At 68.5% G+C, this 25,631-nt stretch carries 23 protein-coding genes; 13 read left to right on the top strand and 10 right to left on the bottom strand.

The features are described from left to right. Nucleotides 1-4 precede the first annotated feature (4 nt). Nucleotides 5-1,582: an ArnT family glycosyltransferase gene (locus ACFXIV_RS35820; RefSeq protein ID WP_379394766.1), complete on the bottom strand. Its 1,578-nt coding sequence runs from the start codon at nt 1,580-1,582 to the stop codon at nt 5-7. Between the two features lie 242 nt (nt 1,583-1,824). On the opposite strand from ACFXIV_RS35820, the gene ACFXIV_RS35815 reads away from it, so the two are divergent. The 4 genes from ACFXIV_RS35815 to ACFXIV_RS35800 all read left to right on the top strand — a co-directional run bounded on the left by ACFXIV_RS35815 (nt 1,825) and on the right by ACFXIV_RS35800 (nt 5,692). Beyond that, on the top strand, nt 1,825-2,589 hold the full coding sequence (locus tag ACFXIV_RS35815) for an alpha/beta fold hydrolase (RefSeq protein ID WP_379394764.1): 765 nt from the start codon (nt 1,825-1,827) through the stop codon (nt 2,587-2,589). A gap of 24 nt (nt 2,590-2,613) precedes the next feature. Beyond that, nucleotides 2,614-3,174: a YdeI family protein gene (locus tag ACFXIV_RS35810; protein WP_379394762.1), complete on the top strand. Its 561-nt coding sequence runs from the start codon at nt 2,614-2,616 to the stop codon at nt 3,172-3,174. Beyond that, nucleotides 3,171-4,169: a sucrase ferredoxin gene (locus ACFXIV_RS35805; RefSeq protein ID WP_379394760.1), complete on the top strand. Its 999-nt coding sequence runs from the start codon at nt 3,171-3,173 to the stop codon at nt 4,167-4,169. Before ACFXIV_RS35810 ends, ACFXIV_RS35805 begins: the two co-directional genes overlap by 4 nt. Nucleotides 4,170-4,537: 368 nt before the next feature. Then, a complete protein-coding gene (locus tag ACFXIV_RS35800; RefSeq protein ID WP_379394758.1) occupies nt 4,538-5,692 on the top strand; it encodes a serine/threonine-protein kinase in 1,155 nt (384 codons plus the stop codon). 141 nt (nt 5,693-5,833) lie between these two features. Here ACFXIV_RS35800 and ACFXIV_RS35795 read toward each other — a convergent pair whose 3' ends face one another. Next, complete coding sequence (locus ACFXIV_RS35795) at nt 5,834-6,475, bottom strand: response regulator transcription factor (protein ID WP_040855660.1); 642 nt, start codon at nt 6,473-6,475, stop codon at nt 5,834-5,836. 61 nt (nt 6,476-6,536) lie between these two features. Then, complete coding sequence (locus ACFXIV_RS35790; protein WP_379394756.1) at nt 6,537-7,835, bottom strand: PspC domain-containing protein; 1,299 nt, start codon at nt 7,833-7,835, stop codon at nt 6,537-6,539. Nucleotides 7,836-8,187: 352 nt separating this feature from the next. On the opposite strand from ACFXIV_RS35790, the gene ACFXIV_RS35785 reads away from it, so the two are divergent. The 4 genes from ACFXIV_RS35785 (at nt 8,188) to ACFXIV_RS35770 (ending at nt 13,951) form a co-directional block, all read left to right on the top strand. After that, nucleotides 8,188-8,832: an MspA family porin gene (locus ACFXIV_RS35785; protein ID WP_379394755.1), complete on the top strand. Its 645-nt coding sequence runs from the start codon at nt 8,188-8,190 to the stop codon at nt 8,830-8,832. 80 nt (nt 8,833-8,912) lie between these two features. Continuing rightward, nucleotides 8,913-12,935, top strand: coding sequence for a hypothetical protein (locus ACFXIV_RS35780; RefSeq protein ID WP_379394753.1), 4,023 nt, complete (start codon nt 8,913-8,915; stop codon nt 12,933-12,935). A 64-nt stretch (nt 12,936-12,999) separates the two neighbouring features. Beyond that, nucleotides 13,000-13,413, top strand: coding sequence for a nitroreductase/quinone reductase family protein (locus ACFXIV_RS35775; RefSeq protein ID WP_379394751.1), 414 nt, complete (start codon nt 13,000-13,002; stop codon nt 13,411-13,413). 154 nt (nt 13,414-13,567) lie between these two features. Then, entirely contained in the window at nt 13,568-13,951 is a 384-nt protein-coding gene (locus ACFXIV_RS35770; RefSeq protein ID WP_379394749.1) for a VOC family protein, read from the top strand. Between the two features lie 60 nt (nt 13,952-14,011). Here ACFXIV_RS35770 and ACFXIV_RS35765 read toward each other — a convergent pair whose 3' ends face one another. From ACFXIV_RS35765 to ACFXIV_RS35740, 6 genes are all read right to left on the bottom strand, one after another. After that, nucleotides 14,012-14,224, bottom strand: a complete 213-nt coding sequence (locus ACFXIV_RS35765; RefSeq protein ID WP_379394747.1) for a DUF397 domain-containing protein — start codon at nt 14,222-14,224, stop codon at nt 14,012-14,014. Beyond that, nucleotides 14,221-14,820, bottom strand: coding sequence for a DUF5753 domain-containing protein (locus tag ACFXIV_RS35760; protein ID WP_379394745.1), 600 nt, complete (start codon nt 14,818-14,820; stop codon nt 14,221-14,223). The genes ACFXIV_RS35765 and ACFXIV_RS35760 overlap by 4 nt, the downstream gene beginning before the upstream one ends. Nucleotides 14,821-15,129: 309 nt before the next feature. Further along, complete coding sequence (locus tag ACFXIV_RS35755) at nt 15,130-15,873, bottom strand: SDR family oxidoreductase (protein ID WP_379394743.1); 744 nt, start codon at nt 15,871-15,873, stop codon at nt 15,130-15,132. Between the two features lie 17 nt (nt 15,874-15,890). After that, the gene (locus ACFXIV_RS35750; RefSeq protein WP_379394741.1) at nt 15,891-16,301 is read right to left on the bottom strand and encodes a DUF3224 domain-containing protein; all 411 of its coding nucleotides are present in this window, start codon (nt 16,299-16,301) and stop codon (nt 15,891-15,893) included. A gap of 31 nt (nt 16,302-16,332) precedes the next feature. Continuing rightward, nucleotides 16,333-17,826 (bottom strand): UbiD family decarboxylase, encoded by a 1,494-nt coding sequence (locus ACFXIV_RS35745; RefSeq protein WP_379394739.1) that lies wholly within the window; start codon nt 17,824-17,826, stop codon nt 16,333-16,335. Between the two features lie 21 nt (nt 17,827-17,847). Continuing rightward, the gene (locus ACFXIV_RS35740; protein WP_379394737.1) at nt 17,848-18,429 is read right to left on the bottom strand and encodes a UbiX family flavin prenyltransferase; all 582 of its coding nucleotides are present in this window, start codon (nt 18,427-18,429) and stop codon (nt 17,848-17,850) included. Between the two features lie 168 nt (nt 18,430-18,597). On the opposite strand from ACFXIV_RS35740, the gene ACFXIV_RS35735 reads away from it, so the two are divergent. The 4 genes from ACFXIV_RS35735 (at nt 18,598) to ACFXIV_RS35720 (ending at nt 22,603) form a co-directional block, all read left to right on the top strand. Next, complete coding sequence (locus tag ACFXIV_RS35735; RefSeq protein WP_379394735.1) at nt 18,598-19,605, top strand: AraC family transcriptional regulator ligand-binding domain-containing protein; 1,008 nt, start codon at nt 18,598-18,600, stop codon at nt 19,603-19,605. 211 nt (nt 19,606-19,816) lie between these two features. Then, nucleotides 19,817-20,410: an MspA family porin gene (locus ACFXIV_RS35730; protein ID WP_379394733.1), complete on the top strand. Its 594-nt coding sequence runs from the start codon at nt 19,817-19,819 to the stop codon at nt 20,408-20,410. 116 nt (nt 20,411-20,526) lie between these two features. Next, on the top strand, nt 20,527-22,404 hold the full coding sequence (locus ACFXIV_RS35725) for a PspC domain-containing protein (RefSeq protein ID WP_379394731.1): 1,878 nt from the start codon (nt 20,527-20,529) through the stop codon (nt 22,402-22,404). Beyond that, nucleotides 22,397-22,603, top strand: coding sequence for a hypothetical protein (locus ACFXIV_RS35720; protein ID WP_379394729.1), 207 nt, complete (start codon nt 22,397-22,399; stop codon nt 22,601-22,603). The genes ACFXIV_RS35725 and ACFXIV_RS35720 overlap by 8 nt, the downstream gene beginning before the upstream one ends. Nucleotides 22,604-22,726: 123 nt before the next feature. Here ACFXIV_RS35720 and guaA read toward each other — a convergent pair whose 3' ends face one another. Further along, nucleotides 22,727-24,292 (bottom strand): glutamine-hydrolyzing GMP synthase, encoded by a 1,566-nt coding sequence (gene guaA / locus ACFXIV_RS35715; RefSeq protein ID WP_354830306.1) that lies wholly within the window; start codon nt 24,290-24,292, stop codon nt 22,727-22,729. Nucleotides 24,293-24,741: 449 nt separating this feature from the next. On the opposite strand from guaA, the gene ACFXIV_RS35710 reads away from it, so the two are divergent. Beyond that, nucleotides 24,742-25,560 carry an alpha/beta fold hydrolase gene (locus ACFXIV_RS35710; protein WP_379394727.1) on the top strand — a complete coding sequence of 273 codons (819 nt, stop codon included), beginning with the start codon at nt 24,742-24,744 and terminating at the stop codon, nt 25,558-25,560. Nucleotides 25,561-25,631: the final 71 nt, after the last annotated feature.

The following is a 25,631-nucleotide window of genomic DNA, read 5'->3' as shown; positions in this document are numbered from 1 at the left end:
CCGCTCAAATGCCCAGCGGCAGGCGCAGATCCATCATGGTGGGCCAGAGCTCGGTCCAGGGATGCACGGGTTCGCGGCAGACCGCGATGGTGATATCCGTGTTCACGCCGGGGAATCCGTTCGGAATGTTCAGGTGCGCACGAACCGTCACCTCGCCGAACTGCCGCCGCAGGGTGGGTTCGGCGCTGTCGAGGCCGACGTAGAGGATGGCGTCGGTGTCCGACGGCGGCGGGCCGAAGTAGCCGAAGCCGCGGTTGGGGCTGTAGACGGGCGGCAGGTCGTAGTCGCGCCCGAAGTTCTGGATCGCGGCCGCCTGCCAATAGTTCTGGGCGATGATCGCTTTCGGGCGTTCCGCCTCCGGGAGCTGCCGGTAGGCATCGGCGACCTTCGCGGTCAGATCGGACCATCCCGAGGAGCCGAAAATGCTGGTCCGCATGGCGAAGTCGGCCTGGTTCCGGATGGCGCCGTGCATGCGGGAGGGCGGCTGCGGCAGGGTGACCACGAGCGCGGCGATGATGGCCAGCGACAGCACCACGATCGGCGGCGCGACGACTCGCAGCAAGCGGCCGCCGCGATCGTTCACCGAGTAGGGCAGCGAGGCCGCGCCGATGCCGAACAGCACGGGCAGGAATCCCGCTGTGTAGTAAGGCCGTCCGTGCCCGACGAGGACGACGAGCACCAGCAGCGCCGAGGCGACGAGCATGAACAGGTAGGGCCGCAGCCAGCGTTGCCGAGCCAGGCACCAGAAGGCCCAGCCGGCGAGCAGCCCGCCCAGCAAACCGGTCAGTCCGATCATCTGCGGCATGCACGCGAGCGGCCCGCCGCCAGCCGCGTCCTGCTCGGCGCCGATCACCTTGCTCATAGCCAGCGCCGGCCAGCCGTGCGTGTGCTGCCACCACAGGCCGGGCACCGCGGAGACCGCGAAGATCGCCGCGCCCTGCCACAGCGCGGGCCGCCACAGCAGCTGCCGCGGTCCCGCGACGAGCACGCCCGCGCCCAGGCACAGCAGGATCGTGGGAATGAACCATTTGACCTGCAGATCGATGGCGGCGACGAGGCCGAGCGCGACGAGCAGGCGGTCGTCGCGGGTGCGAATCCAGCGGATCAGCAACCAGATGACGGCAGCCTGCAGGGTCGCGTCGAAGGAGAAGGTGCTCAGCTGGACGGCCTGGGTCGCGGCGAGTGGCGAGACCCCGTAGGCGGCGGCCGCGAGCAGTTGCGCGGTGCGCGAGCCGCCCAGTTCGTAGGCGACCGCGGCACTGATCACGACCGCGGCCGCGGTCATCAGGACCGCCGGCAATCGCAACACGGGCGCCGAGCCGGGCGCCACGGCGTCGGCCAGGTGGGCCATCAGCGGTATGAGCACGCCTTGGTCGGCGTAGGTGATGCTGCGGTGCGCGCCCGCGGCGACGAAATACAGCTCGTCGCCGAAGAAGTCGTAGCGCAGCGTGGGGACGGCGAGAAAGGCCCCGCCGAGTGCGGCTAGTAGAAGGACCCACGCCGTAGCGAAGGTGGGCCGCGGCGGGCTCGGTTCCTGGAGATCCTGGAGATCGACCGCGGGGGCGGCAGCATTGAGAACCATATTTCCCCGACAGAAAAAGCATTGGTGAATCGGCGATGACGCTACCGTCACGGTTGACCGATTATCGACAATGTGAAAGTGATCTATTTCACATGCTGTAGCAAGCAGATATCGGGCCAGGATGTGCAGGGTTTCGCCATCATTCGCCATCGGAATGAATAGGCAACCGAATCGGTAATTCGATATGGCGCTGCGCACAAACTGGGGCGCCACCCGGACCCCGATCCGTACTCTGGACCATCATGGAGTCAGCGGTCACCCGGGTCGAGTTCGAAGACGTCCGGATCGCCTACCGGGATTCCGGCGCGACGGGCGGGCATCTCTACAGCGACACACCCGTGGTGCTGGTGCACGGCATGGGCGGGGACGGGCACACCTGGGATCGATTCGCCGCCCAGCTGGTACGGCGCGGACGCCGGGTGATCATTCCCGACCTGCGCGGGCACGGACGCAGCGGCCACACCGCCTCCTACCGATTCCCGGAATTCGGGGCCGACCTGCTGCGGCTGTGCGATCGGCTCGGACTGGAAACGGCGGATCTGGTCGGGCACTCGCTCGGCGGATACGCCATCTCGTGGCTGGCGATGGAACGCCCGGAACTGGTGCGGCGCTTGGTGATCGAGGAACAGCCGCTGCCGCTGCGCTCCGGCGACGAGCAGATGCGGTTCACGCGCAGGCTGCCGTCGATCCCGGAACTGTGGCACGCCACCACCAGCATCATCCGGCATCCGCGTGCGGTGCTGGCCTTCGATCGCTCCATGACCGGGGTGGCGCTCGAGCAGTTCCGCAAGCCGTATCCGGAGTGGTGGGAAGGGCTGTCCGACATCACCGCGCCCACGCTGTTCCTGCGCGGCGGGCCCGGCGGCATGGTGGACCCGGACAAGCTCGAGCAGGTGCGCGCGAGCCTGCCCGATTGCACGGTTCGCACCTTCGGGTGCGGGCACAGCATCCACCGCGACCGCTACCACCGGTTCGAGGCCGAAGTGCTCCCCTTTCTGGGGCACTGAGCTGCCGGAATCTACAGTTGAACGGTGTCCGCATCCGAGCGTCCCACGCTGTGGTTTCCCGACGAGCAGTCGTTCCGGGACTGGCTGTCGGCCAATCACGCAGCGGTGGACGGCATTTGGCTGAAGTTCGCGAAGAAGGGCTCCGGGTACGCCTCGCTGGACTATGACGGCGCGCTGCGGCAGGCCCTGTGCTTCGGCTGGATCGACGGGCAGTCCAAGAAGCTCGACGAGGACTTCTTCGTCATGGGTTTCACGCCGCGCCGCCCGCGCAGCCAGTGGTCGCAGCGCGATGTCGGCCTGGTGGACGAAATGATCGCGACCGGGCTCATGCATCCGGCCGGGCAGGCCGAGGTGGACCGGGCCAGGGCGGACGGCCGCTGGGACAATGCCGTCGGCCGGGATCTGCCGGAGGATTTCCTGGCAGCGCTGGCCCGGCATCCGGAGGCGGCGGCCTTCTTCGAGACGCTGCCCACGCAGTCGCGCATCGCGGTCGGCTACCACCTGGGCAGCGCGGTGCGGCCGGAGGCGCGAGCGCGGCGGCTGGCGCAGGTGATCCGGAAGCTGATCGACGGGAAGCCATTGTGACGGGGTTCGAGGGATTGTCGTGTTCGGCTGCGGCGCTGGAGGTTCCGCTACCCGGGAGCGCGACCCGCATCACCGGCTGGCTGTGTGTCGAGCAGCCCGGGGCGTGGGGTCGCGATGTGATCGGCGACGAGGTGCTCGGGCCCGACATCACGCCTGAACTGGCGGCGCGCACCAAGGCGGCGCACGTCCGGCCGACCCTGATCCGGCGGCCCGGGCGCCAGGAATTCACGGGTGTGCGAACGGTTCTGCTCGCCAGTTCGCGGCCGGAGGGATCCTGGTGCGAGCGCCTCGAGATCAGCGACCTGCGTGAGCTGCTGGATCTGGACCTGCACCTGCTCAACGGCCCAGCCCCGGGAATCGGTGCGGCCGTGACGGATCCGCTGGTCCTGGTCTGCGCGCACGGCAAACGCGATCAGTGCTGCGCGCTGCTGGGCCGCCCCATCGCCGCGAGCCTGTCGGCCGCCCACCCCGACCGGGTGTGGGAGTGTTCGCACACCGGCGGCCACCGCTTCGCCCCCGCCGTCATCGTCCTCCCCACCGGGCTCACTTACGGCCGTCTGGACGAGGATTCGGCCCACGCCATGCTCGCCGCCGCCGACAAGGGCGAGGTCTCGCTCACCGGATTACGCGGCCGCAGCTGCTACACCCCGGTCGAGCAGGTCGCGGAAGTCGCGGTCCGCCAGCGCATCGCGGACGCCTCCTACACCCTGACCACCCCGCTCCTCGACGACAGCGGGCTGGCGACCACCGTCCCCGGGGACGCCGATCCGACCGCGGGCATCGACGACCTCACCGTCGAACCGGCCCCGGACGACACCGAATACGCCACCGACCCGGCCACTTTCGCGGGCGCGGCCCGGGTCACCCATCGCGATGGGCGCAGCTGGCTGGTCACCACCCGCACCCTCGCCTACTCACCTCGCCAGGCCAGCTGCGGCGCCGCCCCGAAACCCGCCACCGCAGTGGAGGTCGACCGTATAAGGCAATTCACGTGACGGCCGGCACGCGAATTACACGTTCGGAATTCGAGTTCGCTCGGTAGCGTGCGACGCGTTCACGAATATGGCGAGTCATCGAGTCCGAAGCCACAAAAAGAAACCCCCGAAAAATAGGGGCGCGCCTCTTCACTACACATTGTGATAAGAGGCGCGTCCGCGCGAACCTCCGAGGACTGCCGCGGCGGCGACGGTAGCCGTTTGGTCAGTTTCGCCCGGAAAGCCAGAAGCCCCGCAAGATTCTCTCCAGGCCGGGCGCGCGGGCGCCGAGAAGCGAAACGCACTGTGTCCGTATGGGTCTGGAAGAAATGCCCAGGTCTGCACCCGGATGGCCAGCAAACCTCGGGTTTCGAAGCAGGCCAGTCAGGATGGTTTTCCGCTACCCTGCACCCGTGACCGAACGCGCCCGTCCCATTGTCGGCCCCGACTATCTGGTGGCCGGCCGCTACCGCCTGCAGTCGAAGCTGGGTGGTGGTGGCATGGGTGCCGTGTGGCTGGCGACCGATCGGCTGCTGCACCGCGATGTCGCCATCAAGCAGGTCCTCACCACGCAGGGGCTCAGCGACGAGGAGGCACAGGAGGTCCGCAGCCGGATCATGCACGAGGGCCGGGTGGCGGCCAAGCTGTCGCACGAGCACGCCATCGCCGTGTACGACGTGGTGCTGGAGGCCGGTGAGCCCTGGCTGGTGATGGAGTATCTGCCCTCGCGCAGTGTGGCCAAAGCCCTTGCGCTGGTGGATCAGCTGTCCCCGATCGAGGTGGCGCAGATCGGCGCGCAGGTGGCGGACGCGCTGGCGACCGCGCACGCCGCCGGCATCGTGCACCGCGACATCAAGCCGGGCAATATCCTGGTCGCCGATCGCGGCGACGAGGTCGGCAAGGTCAAGCTCAGCGACTTCGGCATCTCCAGCGGCGCCAACGACACCACCGAGGAGATCGGTGACGTCATCACCGGCACCCCGGCCTACCTGCCGCCGGAGGTCGCGCGCGGCGCCCGCCCCACCACCGCCAGCGACGTATTCTCGCTCGGCGCAACGCTGTACACCGCCATCGAGGGGCGGCCGCCCTACGGCTTCGACGAGGACAGCGATGTCATCGTGGAACGCGCCGCCATGGCCCAGATCACCCCGCCCGCCCGCAGCGGCCCGCTCACCGAGGTGCTGCTGCACATGATGGAGCCGGCCCCGCAGCGCCGCCCCACCATGACCGAGGCGCGCAACGAAATCCTCACCGCCGCCTTCGGTCCCGGCACCGCGCCCTACATCCTGGGCGCGCCGGTCCGCACCGAGGACGGGACCATCCCGGCCTGGGCGGCCCGCAATTCCGCCGCCGGGCTGCGCAGCCCGCACTCCAGCCCGCTCCCCCGCCCGCAGCGGCAGGCGGCCGCGGCTCCGGCTGCCCCGCAACCCAAGTCGAAGGGTTTCGACCTGAACGCCCTGGGCCCGAACGCGGGCCCGCTCGCGGTGGCGATCGGCCTGCTCATCGGCCTGCTGATCATCATCGTCGTTCTGGTTGTGCTGTAGCCGCCTCCCCGCGACTTCAGCGCACGGCTCAGGTGCCGTCAAGAGTCGTGCACGCGTGCCGGCGGTCGAGTGCCGAACCGATTTCGGGCGTACCCGACGAGTTACCCTCGACGCACGAAATCAGTTGTCGCCTTGGGTAATTCAATCGATACGGCGCCGGTGCGCCCAGCGGGTGAGGGCGTTCCGGTTCGACTGCTGGGTCTTGCGCAGCACGTTCGACGCGTGCGTCTCGACCGTCTTCACCGAGATGAACAGGGTCTCGGCGATCTCGCGGTAGGTGTAGCCGCGCGCCAGCAGGCGCAGCACCTCGAGCTCGCGCGGGGTCAGCGAGTCCAGTTCCGGGTCCAGCGGGGGCTCGGGCACCGGTGACTTGCCGGTGAAGGAGTCCAGCACGAAGCCGGCCAGCCGCGGCGAGAACACCGCGTCGCCACCGGAGACCCGGCGGATCCCGTCGGCCAGTTCCGGCCCCGAGATGGTCTTGGTGACGTACCCGCGCGCGCCCGCCCGGATCACCGCGATCACGTCCTCGGCCGCGTCGGAGACACTGAGCGCCAGGCACACCGGTCCCGGGTCGATGCCCTGCAGCACGGCGACCCCGCCCCCGTCGGGCATGTGCACGTCCAGCAGCACCACGTCCGGCGCGGTCGTCTTGATCCCGGCGATGGCCTCGGCCACCCCGCCCGCCTCGCCGACGACCTCCATATCGGATTCGCGGCTCAGTTCCGCCCGCACCCCGGACCGGAACACGGCATGATCGTCGACCAGAAAGACCCGGACGCTCACCTAAGACTCCTCACCTGACGCCGAACCGAACCCTGACCCCATCGGTACCACACTCCGCGGCTCACAGCTGGGTGGCGTCTTCCGGGGTGTCGGTCTGCACCACCAGCCGCTCGTCGCCACCGTCCTTGCGCGGCATGAAGATTCGCACCTCGGTGCCGTTGCCGGGCGCGGACTTGATCTCCACGTGCCCGCCGCGGCGTTCGATGCGGGCGTGGATGGATTTGGCCACGCCCTGCCGGTCCTTCGACACCGTGTCCGGGTCGAAGCCCTTGCCGCGGTCGCGCACGAAGACGCTCACCTGATGCGGCTCCACCTCGGCGTACAGGTCGATGGTCGGCACCCCGGCGTGCTTGGCGGCATTGACCAGCGCCTCCCGGGCGGCCCCGAGCAGCGCGGTGAAATGTTCCTTGGGCAGCCCGATCCCGCTGTCGTCGAGGTCCATGGACACGTCGCCCACGGTGACCGGGGTGACCTTCACCCCGTGCTGGTCCTCCACCTCGCCGGCGATGGTGCGCAGCGCGGCGGCCAGGCTGGACTGCGCGGGCCCGGTGTCCTCGAACAGCCACTTGCGCAGCTCGCGTTCCTGACTGCGGGCCAGCCGCACCACTTCCTGCGGGTCGCCGGCCTGCCGCTGGATCAGGGCCAGCGTCTGCAGTACGGAATCGTGCAGGTGCGAGGCGATCTCCTCGCGTTCGTCATTGCGGATCCGCGCCGAGCGCTCGGCATTCAGCGCGCGCATCATGCGCAGCCACAGCGGCACGGTCAGCAGCCCGGCCCCGACCAGGGTCACCGCCACCGCCAGCAGCGCCGACCCGAGCGAACTGAGGTTGATGCGCCCCAGCACCACCACGCCCAGCCCGACCACGATGAGGGTGGCCCCGCCGACGATGCGCGCCCAGGTGACCACCGAGGGTTTGGCGGGCAGCCCGATGACGGATCTCGGCCCGTCCGCGTCGAATTCGCGCCACACCAGCGCCGCGCCGACCGCCACCACGATGATCGGCCCCACCACATGCGCGGCCGTCCCGTTGAACACCCACGCGGTGGCGACCGCCAGAGCCATACCGAGCAGCGCCAATCCGATGGCCTGCCGCCGCTCCGACCCGGTCGGCGGAGCGGCGTCACCCCCGGCGGGGGTGAAGATCCACAGCATCCCGTAGGCCACGATCCCGGCCCCGGCCAGCGCGGACAGCAGCACGAAACCGATCCGCACCTTGAACACGTCGATCCCGAGGTGATCGGCGAGCCCGCCCGCGACCCCGCCCACGATGCGCCCGCCGGTACGCCGCACCAGCCTGGGCTGGGTCACGGGAGTGACCGCCCCGCGGGCAGGGTCGTACAGGGGCGCGGACGGATACATGCCTTCGATACTGGCACGGGCCGCTGACACCCGACATCAGGAAACACCCCGATTCGATCCCTGAGGCGCCGTTTTGTCCGGACCGGACATGAAAGCGCCACTGACCTGGACGGCAATCGGATGCGGCACGGGGTCGTCCGGTCTCGCAGCCGATGATGCCCCGACCGGACCGGATGGCCGGCCCGAGCTCCGGCCGGACTGCCCCGGCCGGACCGGACAATTGCTCCCGGGCCCCCGATCAGGGCGTTTCCGGCCGTCGCGGCCGAAGGCCGTCGCCCGGTCGGGGGCTGTCTTCCTACCTTCATTTCAGCGGGGCGAACGAGCTCCGCTTCGAGAGTCGGGGAGGACTCACATGATCATCAAGACCGCTATCTCGGGTGCCATCGCCGCCGCGTCGCTGTTCTGCGGGACGGCGGGCATCGCCCACGCGGACGGGGGGCTCGCGCCGCACGAGCGGATCACCAGCGCACCGAACGGCATGACCGTCACGGTCGGTCAATCCGACAGCGCGGCCCGACCGGTGCCGCCGATGAACGGGTGGCCGACCAGCCGGGAGGTGTACCTGGACAACACCTTCTACGGCAGGGTCGAGGGCGGGACCGGCAAGATCCGCTACGGCTACTTCGCCGGCTGCGCGGTCGACCTGGACGTGAAATTCGATGTGGCGGCGAAGGTCGGCATCGACGCCGATGCCTCGGTGGGGGCCAGCGCGAGCCTCACCGAGGTGACGCCGACGGCGAGTGTCGCGATCACGCCGGAGATCTCGGGCAGCGTCGGCGTCGACCTGAGCATCAAGCCCGGCACCATAAAGGACATCAAACTCGGTGAGAAGCAGCTCTCGGGCGCCGGCACCGGCTACGCCCTCAACCGCGACTACCGGCTCACCGTCGACGGCTGCGCCGGCCCGCTGACCATCAAGGCCTACACCATCATCGAGGCCACCTCACCCGGCGCGGACGCGACCGACGAGATCATGGGCGACCCGATCGTCCTGTGAATCGTTTCGCCACTCTCGTTCTCCGGCCGCTACATTGGCGTGGTGCGCACGGGGGACGAGGGAACGCGGGACAGCACGTGGTGACCGGTGACATCGACGAAGATCAGATCCGCTCACCCCGTGCACTTTTCGCCCAGCGCTTCACCGAACTCTATGAGGCAGCGGGGAATCCGACCCTACGCCGTGTCGCCACCGCCGCCGAGCACCGCATGCGCGCCGCCCAGGGCACCCGCCCAGGCGGCGCGTCCGCACAACGCATCAGCGATTGGAAAGCCGGCCGCAATGTCCCGGCCCGCTTCGAATCCCTGCTCCCGGTCGTCCTCACGTTGACCGACCTGGCCCGCAAGACGGGCCGACCACTCCCCCGCCACCTGGCGGAACCCAAAGAGTGGCAACGCCTCTGGCAGGCCGCCACCACCTGGAACCCGCAGGAAGAGGCCGAGGCCGCCTGCCCGTACCCCGGTCTGACCCCCTACGACCACGAGAACCGTGACCTTTTCTTCGGCCGCACCCGCGCCACCGCGGAACTCACCGCCCTCGTGCGTGCATCCACCGGACTCGTCGTAGTCATCGGAGCTTCCGGTGCAGGCAAGTCGTCACTACTGGCGGCGGGCCTGATCCCAGCGCTCACCGGCTGGGAGACAACGCTTCTCACGCCCGGGGCGCAACCCCTCGAGGCACTGTGCGCCGCGGTCGCGCAACCAGCAGCCGAGGCGGTCCCGAAAGCGACGGAACACGATTCGCCGCCGACACCCGAGCCGACCACCCCCGCACCGGATTCGCATCTCCAGGCCACGCTGGCACCGCGCGCCGACGGCCCGCGCCGCCTGCTCGTCATCGACCAGGCCGAGGAACTCTTCACCACCTGCGACAGCGGCCACGACCGCGAGGCCTTCCTCACCCTCCTGGACACCTGCGCCACTCGCACCGACGACCCCATCGCCGTCGTCCTGGCCCTGCGCGCCGACTTCTACGCCCACTGCCTCAACCACCTCATCCTCCAGAACGCCCTGGAACACCGCAGCTTCCTGCTGGGCCCGATGCGCACCGACGAACTGGCCCAGGCCATTTCCGGCCCTGCCCGCACCATCGGCCTGGAACTCGAGCCCGGCCTCGAAGAGCTGGTCATCACCGAACTCTGCGGCGCCGGAGATCATCACGACCGCCGCACCTACGACCCGGGCGCGCTCCCCCTGCTCTCCCACGTCATGGCCGCCACCTGGCAGCACCGGGAAGGCCGCCGCCTCACCGTCTCCGGCTACCGCAAAGCCGGCGGGGTGGTCGGCTCGGTCGCCGAGACCGCCGAATACGCCTGGAACGAACTGTCTCCCGGCCAGCAGGCCGCCGCCCGCGAAATCCTGCTCGGCCTGGTCACGGTGGCCCGCGATACCCGCGACACCCGCCGCCCCGGCCATCGCGCCGACCTGCTCGGCCGAACCGCCGACAGCGAATCCGCCGCCGCCGCACTGGAACTCCTTTCCCGTACCCGCCTGGTCACCCTCGACGCCGACAACGTCACCCTCACCCACGAAATCGTCCTCACCGCCTGGCCCCGCCTGCGCGCCTGGATCGACGAGGACCGCGTCGGCTACCTCGTCCGCCAGCGCCTGGAGACCGACGCCGCCGAATGGGCGGCCCAGGAACGCGATTCGGCCCTCCTGTACCGGGGCACCCTGCTCCGCAACGCGCTCGACCACGTCGACCCGCCACCGGTCGGGCCTCTCGCGCACGAATTCCTCACCGCCGCGGCTGGTGCGCGCCGCAGATCGCGGCTGCGCTCGCGCCGCACCACGGCGGTGCTGGCGCTGCTCGGCGTCGGCCTGCTGATCGTGGCCTTCGGCGCCTACTCACAGACCCGCCTGGTCCAGCAACAGCGCGACGACAAGACCTTCGCCGCGGTCCTCGCCCAGGCGGACCGTCTGAAGAGCGTGGATCCGTCACTGGCCGCCCAGCTGTATCTGGTTGCGCGCCGACTTCGCCCGAGCGACGACGAGGTGCGGTCACGGCTGCTGCAAACCCAGACCATGCCTCTGGTCACCAGCACCCCGGGCCACCGGAACGGCATCTGGCAGGTGACCTACCGGCCCGGCGGCGCCCAGCTGGCCTCCACCGACTACGACGGCACACTGCACCTCTGGAACGCCGCGGACGCCCAGCATCCGCGGCTGCTGGGCGCGACGGTAGATAATGCCCGCGAGGTCGCGTTCAGCGCCGACGGCAAGCTCATGGCCACGGTCGATCCCTCCGGAAAGACCGCGATCCGGTTGTGGGACACCGGCACAACGGACGCACCACGGCAGATCGGGCAGCTGCCCGGAACCGCGGACAAGCTCAACCGCGCCGCCTTCACCGGTGACGGTCGCACCCTGCTGACGCTGGTCCCGGGTCGGCTCACGGTCTGGGATGTCAGCAATCCGGCGGCACCGGTCTCCGGCAGCCCACAACAACTCTTCCCCACCGGCCGCGACCCCTACCTCGGCCGTATGGAGCTCGCACCCGACGGCCACACCCTCGCTGTCGAACACGTCATCGATTACCGGACCGGTTCGATACAACTGTGGGATATCAACGGCCCCGGATTGTCCGCCACACTGCTGAGCGAAGCCGTCACCGGAGTCCAGGATCTCGCGGCCCTCGCATTCCGCCCCGACAGCAAGATCCTGGCGGTCGGTTCCGGGGTGGGCATCATGCGGAAGGTCGGTTCCAACGACGCCACGGTCACGCTCTGGGACGTGTCCGACGCTACCCGTCCGCGCCCGGTGGGAACACCCGTCGATACCGGCGAAAGCAGTATCCCCGCATTGGCTTTCGCACCGGACGGCCGCACACTGGCCGCAGCGGGCGGCCACGCGGTGACCCTGTGGAACGTGACCGAACCCGCCTACCCGGCCGCGCTCACCGCGCAGCTCTCCCTGCCCGGAATCACCTGCAAATTCACCGATGTCAGCATGCCGTGCTCCGGCGGCGCGAACGCCCTGGTCTTCGCTCCCGATGGCCGCACCCTAGCGGCGGGCGGTCGCGACGGCGCGCTGCTGACCTGGTCGCTGCCGCCTGCGGTGCTGGTCGGCGGCACCGGATGGGTGCGCACGCCCCTGCTCGATGCCTCCGGCGAGCGCATGGTCACCTACTCCACCGATGGACGGGTGACCGTCTGGGATATCCGAGATCGGCGGTCACCCAGGCGGATCGGCGAGTATCGCACCGATCCGGACTACACCGGGGCCGGCCTGTCACCCGACGGCCGCACGCTCATACTGACCGTTTCGACCGCCGTCCACGTGCTGGATCTCACCGATCCAGCCCATATCAAGGCGCTGCCCGACTGGCCGCTGTCACCCGATTCCCTGGGCGCGACGGGCATGTCGCACGACTGGCACACCATGGCCTCCGCCAGGTACGGCGGCCCGGTCCAGCTCTGGGACCTCTCGGATCGCACGCGGCCGGTAACACTGGGCGACCCCATCGCGCTGGACGTGCGCTATGCCTGGGTTGCTTTCAGCGCGGACGACAAGACCCTGTTGGTGTCCGAACATCGCAAAGCCAACAACGAATTCGCGGTCACCCGGTGGGACATCGCGGATCCCAGGCATCCGCGACCACTCGGTGAATTGCTCCGGCAAACCGATACCGGGGACACCCAGGCGAGATTCACCTCCGACGGAAACACCATGGTCGTCACCGCTCACGAACTCCTCCAGAGCTGGGACATCACCGACCCCGCGAACCCGGTCCAGCTCGGCGAACCGATCGCCGCGCACACATTGAACATCACCTCCGTCGGCTTCAGCTCCGACGCGCACACCATGGTGACCGCCAGTGAAGACGGCACCGTCCAACTGTGGGACTTCAGCCATCCCTCCGATCCCAGACGCCTGGGCGGCCCGCTGTCCGAATCCGCGAAGGCCGGCTGGTCCACAACGCTGGACAGCAAGGCCACGCTGGTTGCGGCGGGCGGTCAGGACGGCGGAATCCGCCTGTGGGACCTGGACGAACGCCACGCGGTCGACCGCATCTGCGCGGTCACCGCCACCCGCTGGACCGAATCCCTCTGGCACCGCTACCTCCCCCAGCTCCCGTACCAGCCGCCCTGTCCCGCCCACTGACGAAGCGGAATTTCTCCCCGGCCCGCTCGGTTGGCAGCAGCAGATCTTGAACAGGACAGGGGTTATGAACGCATTCAACGAATCTGTGATCGAGGAGTTTCGGGCCAACGGCGGGAAGGTCGGCGGGACGTTCGAGGGCCGCACCAACTTGGTGCTGATCACCACGACCGGGGCGAAATCCGGCCGGGCGATCACCAATCCGCTCGTCTACGTCCCCGACAGTGAGCGCATCGTTCTCATCGCGTCCAACGGCGGCGCGGACAAGCATCCCGCCTGGTACCACAACCTGCGTGCCAATCCGCAGCTCACAGTGGAGGTCGGTGACGAAAAGTACACGGGCAAAGCAGAATTCGTCACCGGGCCGGAAGCTGACGAGCTCTATGACCGCATGATCGAGCTCATGCCGGTTTTCGCCGAATACCGAGTCAAGACGACCCGCAAGATTCCCGTGATCGCGGTGTACCGCGAAACCGCCTGACGCAGGCGCGTCACAGCTTTGGTGCCGGAGGCAGTTCGCTCGGCCGATCGCACCCGAATTCCGTCGGTGTGATCCATGCCACTGTCTGTCACATACTGCCGACGCGGCCGGTCGAGAGAGTGAACCCGCAAACAACGGCAGGAAAGAGAAGACAATGGCTCTGCAGGTCACCACCATCATGCTGGCAGTGGACGACATGGAGCGTTCCAAGAAGTTCTACGTCGCCCTCGGCGCGAAGCTCGGCCAGGATTTCCCGAACTTCGCCTCGTTCGAACTCGACGGCGGTTCCGCCCTCGGCATCTACCCGGTGGCCCACGCCGCCGGCGACGCCGGAGTCTCCCCGGAAGGTAGCGGCTTCCGCGGCGTCTCCTTCCACCACATCGTCGACACCACCGAAGAAGTCGACGCGGTGATCGACACCGCCATCTCCTCCGGCGGCGCAATCGTCAAGCCCGCCACCGCCGCCAAATGGGGTGGCTACTTCGGCTACATCGCCGACCCCGACGGCCACCTCTGGAAGATCGCCGCCTCCGCATGACCGCGGCCTCGACGGTCAACGGCCCGAAATCGAACGGGCCGTTGACCTTTCGATCGTCGGTCAGCTCCTCGGGCAGTCGAACCCGCCGCTGCCCAAGCCACGGGTGAACACATCCCATTCGCCAGGCGTGAACACCAGCGCCGGACCATCGGCGTGCTTCGAATCACGAACGCCGACCTGCCCCCCATCCAGGAACGCGACCTCGACACACTCCCCGCCGGCCTGGCTGTAGCTGCTCTTGAACCACTGTGCATTGGGCAGGTGGACGTTCACGGTGCGTACTCCCTTGCGATCCGTCTCAACAGGTTTCGAGAGGCTGTCTCGTCCAAGGCGGCCTGACGGAGGGTCTCGTGGGCGGAATAGTAGATCCTCACATCGTCCTGATCTTCAAGGTACATACTGCCGACCATCCCCTCCAGGTACACGACCGGAGGCTCCGTCGGCTCACCGGGAGGCGGGGTACCGAAGTCCAGAATCACGAATGGCAGCATCGACACGCCGCCCGGAAAACCAGCCCGAAGCGGGAGTACGCGGATCGAAACATTGTCGCGCGTCGAGGTATCCGCGAGATGCCGTAGCTGCCTTGCCATCACCATGGGGCCACCGACCGGGCGCCCCAGCGCCGCCTCGCCGATCACGACGTCGACGTCCAGGGGGCGGTTCTTGCGAGTGATCGCCACCTGTCGATGCTGCTTGATCTGCGTGCGCCGATCTCGTTCCTCCGCCGGCGCGTTCGGCCACCGCGCACAGAGTAGAGCGCGATCATATTCTTCGGTCTGCAGCAGTCCAGGAATCAATTCCGGTTGGTACGTGACGCATCCGGCGGCTGCCGCTTCCAGCCCGACGTACACATCGAGGTGCTTGGGCATGAGGTCCCGGTAGGAGTGCCTCCGGCCGCGCCGGACATCCCGCTCCGGCGCGGCCCCGCACAGCCGGGACCGCTACTCGGTCGCGGCGATCTGCGCCCGGGTGGAACGCGAGAATCGTGCGCTAGTGCAGCAGCGGGCAGCCTGATCGGCTGGGCGGAGGGTTCCGACTCGGCTGATATCGCAACTGCACTCGCGATTCATCGCCCCCGGCCTGGCCGGAGGCCACGAAAACCCTTGCTGGAAAGGTGGCCTCGCCGCCGGCGAAGACCGACGCCGAGGCCACCCGCTTAGCCGAATGCAGCCGCGGTACTAGACCGTGCCGCCGTTGACGCGGATGTTCTGGGCGGTCACCCAGCCGCCCGCGTCGGAGGCGAGAAACGCAACCACGGCGGCGATTTCGTCGGGCCGGCCGAGCCTGCCGAAGGCGCTCAACGCTTCCAGGCCGGCGAGGAACTGTTCGCTCTTGCCGATCCGGTAGGTCTCGGTCTCCGTGGCGCCGGGGCTGACGGTATTGATGCTGATGCCGCGCTTGCCGAAATCCTTGGACAGGATGTGGGTGAACTGTTCGACCGCGCCCTTGGTGGCGTCGTAGACCGCGTAGCCGGGCAACATCAATCCGGTCGTCGAACTCGAGATCGTGATGATGCGCCCGCCGTCGGCCAGGCGATCCCAGGCCAGCTGCAGACCGTGGAACACGCCCTTGACGTTCACCGCGAAGCTGCGATCGAACTCTTCGGAGGTGACCTGGTCGAACGGCTTGGTGACGGCCACCGCCGCATTGTTCACCAGGATGTCCCACCGACCGAAGGCGGAAAGCAACTGCTCCACCATCGCCCGGTACTCGTCCGGGTTCGTCACATCCGCCGCGATCTCGATCGCGCTGCCGCCGGCCGATTCGATCTCGGCGACAGCGGCTTTGGCGAGATCGGGGGTGTGCGGGTGATTGATCACCACCTGCGCGCCCGCGGCCGCCAGGGCGCGGGCGATGGCTGTGCCGATACCGGTGGCCGCCCCGGTCACGAGGGCCGTTCTGCCGGCCAGTGATTCAGACATGCGGTGTCCCCTACCTTCTACTCGAACCAGTAGTCGAGCCAGATCTCGGCGTTCTCACCGAGGTTGGCCTTGAAGCCGCCTGTGCCCCGCAAGCCGGCCAGCTTGCCGGTGCCCGACTCGGGTACCACGAACCACTCACCGCTGACGATATTGTCGGCGACGCTGCCCTGGTCCTGCAGCAGGAAGGTGCCCGCCCGGCCGGCGATGGTGCCGGTGACCCGCTCGATGCCGACGAAGCTGGCGGTGCCGTCCGCATTGGCGGACTGCAGGAACTCCACCACGCCCTCACCGGAGATGTCGCCGCTGAAGCTCTCCTCGACGTGGATCCGGGTCAGCACCGGGCCCTCGGCCGGCTCCTCGTAGGCCGCCGGCTCGTACTTGTGGACGGTGATCCGGCCGGTGGCATGGGTGGTTTCGGGATTGCTCATCAATTTTCTCCTTCGTTTCTCGGAATACGGATCAGCGGTAGCCGTATTTCTGCCAGTTCGACAGCACGCGCTGCTGAATCTCTGCGGGCCAACCGTTTTCGAAGCTGCCCTTCACCGGGCGCTTGCCCTCCGGGTAGAGGTCGGCGAGCAGGCAGTTGTAGACCACCTTGCCCGCCATGAAGGTGTGCTTCTCCTCGTCGTCGAGGTACACCGGCAGGTCGTCGCTGAGCTTGTGCGGGAAATGGAATTCACCGCGCTGCACGTCGGGGTGCGACCGGGTCGCGAACGCCCACACCACCTCGTCGACGTTGGTGATGTCGACATCGTCCTCGACCAGCAGGATCTTGGGTGCGTTGACCGATGCCTTGCCGGTGAACGCCACATCGGCGACCCGCTGTACCAATTCGGCCGAGGAGATCCCGAGAGTCCGGTGCCAGTCCTGGCGCACCGACAGGGTCAGCCAGTGCATGGCGGCCTCGGGGGTGTGCCAGGCCGAGGAGATCGGCAGCCCGGCCTGACGCAGTTGGTAGAGCAGTTCCGCTCCGTGCATGGTGGCGGTGCAGGTGTGATCTTCCTCGACCGGCGGGCCCGCGGCGACCACCGGCAGGATGGCACCGTCGCGATAGGTGATCGCGGTGACATCGAAACGCGCCTTCGGAGAGGCGACAGTGGCGTTGTAGCCCGGGAATTCGTTGAACGGGCCCTCCATGACGGTTTCGTCGATCGACACGAAGCCTTCGATCACGATCTCCGCGGTCGCGGGCACCAGCAGATCGACCGTCTCGGCGGGCACCACCTCGATGCCCTCGCCGAAATAGCCGCCGATGAAGTCGCACTCGGATACGCCCTCCGGCAACGGCATTCCGCCGACGAACGGCAGTCCCGGCTCCACGCCCAGCGCCAGCACGATCGGCATCGGCTTGCCGAGCTCGGCCCACTTCGAGCGGACGATGCCCAGATGCTGCACCGGAGCGATCAGACAGGCCAGGCTCTTGCTGTCGTGGATCATCATGCGGTTGACCGACCAGTTCGTCCACGACCCGTCCGGGGTGCGGGCGATATTGATGCCCCAGGTCTCGATGTAGCGACCGCCGTCATTGCCGTGAATGCGCGGCGTCGGGAAAATCGTCAGGTCGACATCGTCACCGAGCAGGATGTTCTGCTTGCACGGAGCGCCCTCCCTGGGCACCTCCACCGGCGGAATACCCGGCTTGCTGCGGGCCTCGACCAGCGCCTCCATCAGCTCCTGGCCCTTCGCCTCGGCGGGTAGCCCGAGCGCCATCGTGATGCGCGCCAACTGATGTTCGGCGCTGCTGAATGCGCCGGGGGCGCCCAGCACCCGGAACCCGGTATCGCCGTATCCGGTGACGTTGGTGAAAAGCGGTGCGGGAGCCCGCAGATCGTAGGAGCGTCGGGTGACCGCACCGATTTCCAGATCCCAGTCGACCTCGTGATCGATGGTCTGCAGCTCGCCGATCTGCTCCAGCTCCGAGAGAAATTCGCGCAGGCTCTTCAGATGTTTCACGATGATTCCTTCGAGCAGGTGTCATTCGCCCCAGCGGGGCATATCCGGTAAATCGATGCCGAACAGATCCAGCGCCCGGCCGACGGTGTGGTCGACCAGTTCGTCGATGCTGTCGGGGCGCAGATAGAAGGCGGGCACCGGCGGCATCACGATGCCTCCGGATTCGGTGACCGCGGTCATCGCGCGCAGATGGCCCAGTGTCAGCGGGGTTTCGCGCACCATCAGCACCAGGCGGCGCCGTTCCTTGAGAGTCACGTCCGCCGCGCGGGTGAGCAGGTTGTCACCGTTGCTGTAGGCGATGGCCGACAGTGTTCGAATCGAGCACGGCGCCACCAGCATTCCCGCCGTCCGGAACGAGCCCGATGCGATGGCCGCCCCGATGTCGGCGGGACGGTAGACCACGTCGGCCATGGCCGCGAGATCCTTTGCGCTGAACCCGGTTTCGTAGGCCCGGGTCTGCTGCCCGGCGGGAGTCACCACCAGATGGGTCTGCACCCCGGCCTTGCGCGCAAGTTCCAAGGCCCGGATGCCATAGGCGATTCCGGTCGCTCCGCTGATTCCCAACACCAGCCGCCGCGGTTCCCCGGTCGTATTCTCTGACACCGCCTCAGCGTTGCCGACCACGGGCGACTCGCAGAAGGACCGTTCATGTCAGGTAGGGAACCGAACGCGTCATCCTCGACCGGCCGCCGCAGCGAAGGCGATCCACCACCGATTTCGCCGAGAGCGTGACCCGAGCGTCGGATTCCGGTCAGCGCTTACGATGACCATGTGTTCGATTCGGTGCCCGCCTATAGCGCAGTACTGGCCCGATGCGTACTGAACACAGCCGGCGAAGGAGTCGACACACGCATGCTGCTGCGTGACGCCGGCCTGCCGCAGTCGGTGCTGACCACCGAGCACGGCATGGTGTCCAGCGGCGCCTACCTGCGGCTGTGGGAGAACGCCGAATTCCGCCAGGAAGCACCGGAAGTCGGATTGCGGATCGCCACGACGTACCGGATCGGCCGGTTCGGCATCTTCGACTACCTGTTCAGCACGGCCGCCACCGTCGCCGAAGGGCTCGCCGCGGTGCGGCGCAGCAGCGCGCTGATGGCCACCACCAATCACCACTACAGGTCGGCTCCGGACTCGAGCGACAGCGAGCACACCATGGTGCTGGAGATGATCGACGGCGATGGGCGCGGCGCCGATCTGACCATCCAGGCCGCCTACGCCAGCACGCTGGCTCGCATCCGGCACGCCAGCGGGGCATCGATCACGCCGACCCGAATCACCTTGCGACAGAAACCACCTCGGGCCATGGGCGCGTTCGTCGACGCCTTCGGTACTGCGGCCATCGACTTCGACGCCCCGTTCGACAGCGTGACGCTGCGGGCCTGCGACCTGGCGTTGCCGCTGCGCACCGCCGATCCGGTACTCGCGGAAATCGTGCGTGGGCACGCGGAGTCGCTGTCGGCTCCGCTGCTCGACGAGCTCTCCTGGCCGGAGCAGGTGCAGCGGGCGCTACGGGAGATGCTCGGCGGGGACGACGTCTCACTGAACGCCGTCGCGCGATGCCTGACCGTGAGCCCGCGAACCCTGCAACGCCATCTGGCCGAATCCGGCACCACCTGGCGGCGCGAACTGGACCTCGCCCGGCAGACGGTGGCCCGGCAGGCCGCCGAGACCACCACCAAGTCGTCGCTGGCCCACCGTCTCGGCTATTCCGATGTGCGCGCACTGCGCCGCGCGGCTCGCCGCTGGGACTCCGGCGAGGAGGAGCAGCAGGCGAGCTGACAACCCGGGTTTCCGATCCACCTCACCTACCGCCCGCCCTGCCACTGATCCACACAGCCGACTCCCAGGGAACCCGCAGTGATCATGGAGATTCGCCGCTGATCATCGACAACGGCCCGCGCAGCGTGCCGCAGATTTGGGCAGGATCGCGGGGAGAACAATGCAGGGCGCACGGGTACTGACGGCTGTCGCGGCAGCCGTCGGATACGCAATGATCACAGCACACGCGAGCGCGGCCTACGCGCCGCACGAGAAAACCTATTCGACGGCAAGCGGATTCGCGTTCACCGTCGGGCAGCGGGACCTGGACGCCCGGCCGATCGCGCCCTTGAACGGCATGCCGACCAATCGAGAAGTGTTCCTGGACAGCACCTCCTACGGGACCGTGCCCGCCGGAGCCACCGGACATCTGAAGACCGGGTACTACGTGGCCTGCCAGGCGGACATCGACGCCAAGCTGCACATCGACCCGGAACTCGACCTCGATCCCACCGTCACCGCCACCGCCGGGCTCGACACCTCGCTCGGCCCGCACGCCGGCGTCGACCTCAGCGTCGGGCCCACGGTCACCGGCGGCGTCGGCGTCGACATCTCCATCGCCCCGGGCAAGATCGCCGACGTGGTCGCCGGGGAGAAGGACCTGCCGGGCAACGGCGGCACCGGGACACTGCTGATCCAGGACTTCCACCTCATGGTCGGCGACTGCGGCGGACCACTCACCATCCGGCCCTACACGCTCATCAGCGCCGACTCCGGACCCGACGGCGGCAGCGGCGCGGTGTACGGCGACCCCATCACCCTGTAGGGCCCGGGACCGCACCCATCGCCGCCGGTAGGGCACGGCTCCGGGCCGAAGTTCAGGTACCCATTCAGGGTGATCCCCGATGCGCCCGGACAACGCCGAACAGCACGATGGAAGCCATGACGAGAACGAGCGACTGGTCCAAGAGCGCCGGGCGTACCGGCTTCTCCGATCAGCTTCACGATCTGTGGCAGACCCGGCCGATGCGCTTCCCGAAGGACGGACCGCTCGCGGGCGTGGCCGTCGGCTTCGGCCGCCGCTACAACGTGGACCCCGTCCTGGTGCGGGTGGCGTTCGTGGTGTCGGCGCTGTTCGGCGGGGCGGGCATCGTGCTCTACCTGCTCGGCTGGCTGCTGCTGCCGCAGGCGGGCGACCAGTCCTCGCCGGCGGAATCGCTGTTCGGCCGCGGCCAGTCCTCGCAGAACTCGTCCCGGACCATCGTGCTCATGGTGGCGTTGGGGATCGCCGTGAGCACGATGGGACCCGTCGGCGTCGGGCTCGGCGGGTCCGGCGTCATCAGCTTCGCGCTCATGCTGGCCGGCTGGTGGCTGCTCTACCAGCGCCAAACCCAGCCGCCCGCAGCCTATTTCGACCAGACGGCCGCCGACAGCCTCCTCAACACCGGCTACCCCGGCACCACCAACCCGTACTGGACCGGCTACCCGGGCGCCAACGCCGTCACCTTCCAGACCTACGGCCCGTACACCACCCTCCCGGACCACTACGAGCCCGACCCGAACCAGCCGCCCGCGCCGGAATCCGCTGCCGCCCAGCCCATGTCGCAGCCCGGCACGGAACAGCAACCCGCCCCGAGCGGCGATGCCGACACAGCGGTACTCCGCGCCAACCCGCCCGACGCCGACACCGCCGTGCTGCACCCGGAATCACCTACCCCGCAGCACCTTCCGGACGCCGCTGTCACCGAGGTGCTCGATACGCGCTACGCTCCAGCATCCTCTGTGGCCGACACCGTGGTGATACAGAAGTCCGGCTCTCCCTCGGGCCCAGGCACTTCCGGAGAGCCGACCGACGCCGCCCGGACCGGGACCCCGGATCAGAGCGCGGCCGCGGGGAGCCAGGCGGCGGATTCCGGGCAGCCCGGCAGCGCAGCTCCGGCGGCACCGGTCGACATGAGCAAGCCCGGAGCCCCTGCCACGCCTGCCCCGGACAACCCCGCCACACCGGCCGACGACGGGAATACCGGCGGAAACGAGACGCCCGCCCTTCCCGAGATCGGCGAACCCCGTGTGCTGCACCAGATTCCGTCGGCCGCCGATCGCCCGCGGACCGGATTCGGGCCCGCGCCGATCTCCCCCGACTTCGGGCCCACCCCGCCCGGCTGGGATCCACTCGGCGTGGCCCCGCTGGCCTGGGCGCTCCCCGAGCCGGGCATGCCGCCGCAGCAGACCGCCGTGCAGGCGCCCCCGCGCCGCCCGCGCTCCCGGCTGACCGCGGTCACCATCGGCCTCGCGATCCTGGCCGCCGCCGCAGCGGGTGCCGTGGCCGCCTCGGGCGTGGACTGGATGACCCCGGCCCGGATCGGGTCCGCGGCCCTCGCGGTGATCGCGCTCGGTCTGATCATCGGCGCGTTCCTGCGCCGCGGCCACGGCCTCATGGTGCTCCTCGCGCCACTGGCCGGATTCGTCATCCTGGCCTCGCTGGTGGGTCCCATCGAATTCGATCAGGGCGCGATGGGCGACCACCGGTGGGCCGCCGCAACAGCTTCCGAGCTCCTGCCCGAGTACCACGTCACCATGGGTTCGGGCACCCTCGACCTGAGCAGGCTGCAGCTGACCGAGGACCGCGACGTCGCGGTGAAGGTACGCATGGGCGATGCCCGCGTAGTGCTGCCGCCCAACCTGCGCGTCAATACGACATGCACTGTCCGCATGGGCGATTCGAACTGCCTGAGCGGAATGTCCGGCCCGGCAACGGGTCCCGTCCTGAACCTGACCGTCGATGTGCAGATGGGAAATGCGGAGGTGAACCGTGGCTGAGAACCAGAACAAGAACCGTCGTCCCTCGTTCGGACTCCTGCTGGCCGGCCTGCTGGGCCTGGGCGTGAGCGTGTGGGCCTTCGTCGGCCCCCACTTCTGGCCCGTCTCCGGCGGCCTGTCCCTGGGCTGGATCGTGGTGATCGCCGCCATTGTCGTCGGCATCGTCCTGGTTCTCACCCCGAGAAAGAACCAGGATTGACCGACCGCGCTGCCCCTTCCCCTCGCCGGGGTAGCGCACACTCCTTCTGGGAACTGCCCTTCCGAGAAGGCCGAAGGCCCCGCACCCATCCGGGTGCGGGGCCTTCGCGTGGTCACCGGGAACTCACTCCCATTCGATGGTCCCCGGCGGCTTGCTCGTCACGTCGAGCACCACGCGGTTGACCTCCGCCACCTCATTGGTGATGCGGGTGGAGATGCGCTCCAGCACCTCGTACGGCAGGCGGGTCCAGTCGGCCGTCATGGCGTCCTCGCTGGAGACCGGGCGCAGCACGATCGGGTGGCCGTAGGTGCGGCCGTCGCCCTGCACGCCGACGCTGCGGACATCGGCCAGCAGCACCACCGGGCACTGCCAGATCGACTTGTCCAGACCGGCGGCCGTAAGCTCCTCGCGCGCAATGGCATCCGCCTGGCGCAGCAGCTCCAGCCGGTCGTGGGTCACCTCGCCGATGATGCGGATGGCCAGACCCGGACCCGGGAACGGCTGGCGCGCAACGATTTCCTCCGGCAGGCCCAGCTCGCGGCCGACGGCGCGCACCTCGTCCTTGAACAGCAGCCGCAGCGGCTCGACGAGCGCGAACTCCAGATCGTCCGGCAGACCGCCGACATTGTGGTGGCTCTTGATGTTCGCGGTGCCCGCACCGCCGCCGGATTCCACGACGTCCGGGTACAGCGTGCCCTGCACCAGGAACTCGACCTTGGTCTCGCCCTGCTCGCCGACCACCTCGGAGACCGCGTCCTCGAACGACCGGATGAACTCCCGGCCGATGATCTTGCGCTTCTCCTCCGGATCGGTGATGCCCTTCAGCTCACCCAGGAACTTCTCCACCGCGTCGACGGTGACCAGCTTGGCCCCGGTCGCGGCGACGAAATCACGCTGCACCTGCTCACGCTCACCCGCGCGCAGCAGACCGTGATCGACGAACACACAGGTGAGGCGATCACCGATGGCCCGCTGCACCAGCGCCGCCGCCACCGCGGAGTCCACGCCGCCGGACAGACCGCAGATGGCGTGCCCGTCCCCGACCTGCTCACGCACCTGGGCGATCAGCGCGTCGGCGATATTGGCGGGCGTCCACGCGCCCGGAATCTCGGCGATCTCGTGCAGGAACCGGCTCAGCACCTGCTGACCGTGCGGCGAGTGCAGCACCTCCGGGTGGTACTGCACGCCCGCCAGCTTGCGCGCCCGATCCTCGAACGCGGCAACCGGTGCGCCCGCGGAGGTCGCGGTCACCTCGAACCCGGCGGGGGCATCGGTGACGGCATCGCCGTGGCTCATCCACACCGGCTGCCGGGTCGGCAGGCCACCGTGCAGGATGCCGCCGTCCACGCTCAGCTCGGTGCGCCCGTACTCGCGAGTCCCGGTGTGCGCCACAGTCCCGCCGAGCGCCTGCGCCATGGCCTGGAATCCGTAGCAGATACCGAAGACCGGCAGTTCCAGATCGAACAGCCGCGCGTCCAGCTGCGGCGCGCCCTCGGCGTACACGCTGCTCGGCCCGCCGGAGAGAATCACCGCGAGGGGGTTCTTCTCCGCGATCTCCTCCACGGTGATCGTGTGCGGAACCACCTCGGAATACACACTCGCTTCGCGCACCCGGCGCGCGATCAACTGCGCGTACTGCGCGCCGAAGTCGACGACAAGGACTGGTCGCTGGGTTTCTGCCACGGCCACAGTCTAGTGAGCGATACACATCACATTGACCACGCCTCCCCAGGCTTCGGTATCCGCTGGGCATACCTGCGGATCGGTAGGTGACAACTGATCTTGTGAGGTGCGGGTAACCACCGGGTACGTCCGAATTCGGTTCGGCACCCAACCGCCGGCACGGGTGCGCCGGCAGTCAACGGCACTGAGCCGCCCGCTGAAGTCCCGGGGAGGCGGGATGGACCTCCACCCCGGGCCGAGGTGCGCCGCGGCAGCGGCAGCGGCGGTCCGCCCGGCCCGGAAGTGGTGGCATCGGGACGGTATTCGCGTCGGGTGGGTCACCGATAGGGACTTCCGGCCCATTCCTGACGAATCTCGGCCAGTCGCCTCGGAACACGGCCGACCCGTCGCATCGAGCGTCGCGGTGAGCAGGAAAGCTCGCCGCATTGTCACCGGTGCTGGCTATCCTCTACCTCGTGCCATTCGCCCGTGCGATCGATGCCGAGATCCACTACGAGGACAGCGGGGGCGGAGGCCCGGTGGTGCTGTTGGGGCACGAATTCCTCATGGACCGAACGATGTTCGCGTCGCAACAGGCGGCGCTGACACCCGAGTTCCGGATCGTGACCTGGGATGCGCGCGGGCACGGCCGCACTCGCGACGAGGGGCTGCCGTTCACGTACTGGACCTCCGCCCGGGACGCGCTGACCGTACTGGATCAACTCGGCGCGGAACGCGCCGTGGTGGGCGGGATTTCGCAGGGCGGCTTCATCGCCCTGCGCACCGCACTGCTGGCCCCCGGCCGCGTCGCCGCCCTCGTCCTGCTCTCCAGCGAGGCGCACGAACCCACCCCGGCCGAACTCACCAACGCCCGTAGGTTCCTCGACAAATGGTATGAGGACGGGCCCCGCCCCGCCCTCGCCGAATACCTCGCCCGCTGGCTCATCGGCGACGACGACTGGTACCGCGCCGTCTGGGTGAAACGCTGGCTCGCCCGCGACCCCACTGCCACCGAGGTGGCCGCCGGCGCCCTGCTGGGCCGGGACTCGGTCCTGGACCGACTATCCGAAATCACCTGCCCCGCTTTGGTCATCCACCCCACCCGCTCCGGCATCCCCCGTTCCCACGCCCGCGAACTCGCCGACCGCCTCCCCAATGCCCACTACCTCGAAATCGAGGGCGCCCGGCAAACGGTGAACATGACCCATCCCGTGGCCGTCAACACTGCGGTCCGAGAGTTCCTCCGCGGCATACCCGCCGCTCCGCGCCTTCAGCGCGCGGCTTGGGAGCCGTAGAAACGATTGTGGACGTACCCGACGAGATATCCGGATCGGTACGAAATCAGTTGTCACCTTTGCGAACGAAA

The organism is Nocardia sp. NPDC059236, from assembly GCF_042754085.1.
Lineage (GTDB): Bacteria > Actinomycetota > Actinomycetes > Mycobacteriales > Mycobacteriaceae > Nocardia.
This window is presented reverse-complemented; position numbering and strand designations above follow the sequence as displayed.

Bases quoted from the DNA above. Each gene is read 5' to 3' on its own strand.
- ACFXIV_RS35750 (WP_379394741.1), bottom strand. From the start codon at position 16,301: ATGAGCAATCCCGAAACCACCCATGCCACCGGCCGGATCACCGTCCAC.
- ACFXIV_RS35820 (WP_379394766.1), bottom strand. From the start codon at position 1,582: ATGGTTCTCAATGCTGCCGCCCCCGCGGTCGATCTCCAGGATCTCCAG.
- ACFXIV_RS35755 (WP_379394743.1), bottom strand. From the start codon at position 15,873: ATGTCTGAATCACTGGCCGGCAGAACGGCCCTCGTGACCGGGGCGGCC.
- ACFXIV_RS35725 (WP_379394731.1), top strand. From the start codon at position 20,527: ATGACGAGAACGAGCGACTGGTCCAAGAGCGCCGGGCGTACCGGCTTC.
- ACFXIV_RS35790 (WP_379394756.1), bottom strand. From the start codon at position 7,835: ATGTATCCGTCCGCGCCCCTGTACGACCCTGCCCGCGGGGCGGTCACT.
- ACFXIV_RS35815 (WP_379394764.1), top strand. From the start codon at position 1,825: ATGGAGTCAGCGGTCACCCGGGTCGAGTTCGAAGACGTCCGGATCGCC.
- ACFXIV_RS35785 (WP_379394755.1), top strand. From the start codon at position 8,188: ATGATCATCAAGACCGCTATCTCGGGTGCCATCGCCGCCGCGTCGCTG.
- ACFXIV_RS35760 (WP_379394745.1), bottom strand. From the start codon at position 14,820: ATGCCCAAGCACCTCGATGTGTACGTCGGGCTGGAAGCGGCAGCCGCC.
- ACFXIV_RS35730 (WP_379394733.1), top strand. From the start codon at position 19,817: ATGATCACAGCACACGCGAGCGCGGCCTACGCGCCGCACGAGAAAACC.
- ACFXIV_RS35770 (WP_379394749.1), top strand. From the start codon at position 13,568: ATGGCTCTGCAGGTCACCACCATCATGCTGGCAGTGGACGACATGGAG.
- ACFXIV_RS35800 (WP_379394758.1), top strand. From the start codon at position 4,538: ATGGTTTTCCGCTACCCTGCACCCGTGACCGAACGCGCCCGTCCCATT.
- ACFXIV_RS35775 (WP_379394751.1), top strand. From the start codon at position 13,000: ATGAACGCATTCAACGAATCTGTGATCGAGGAGTTTCGGGCCAACGGC.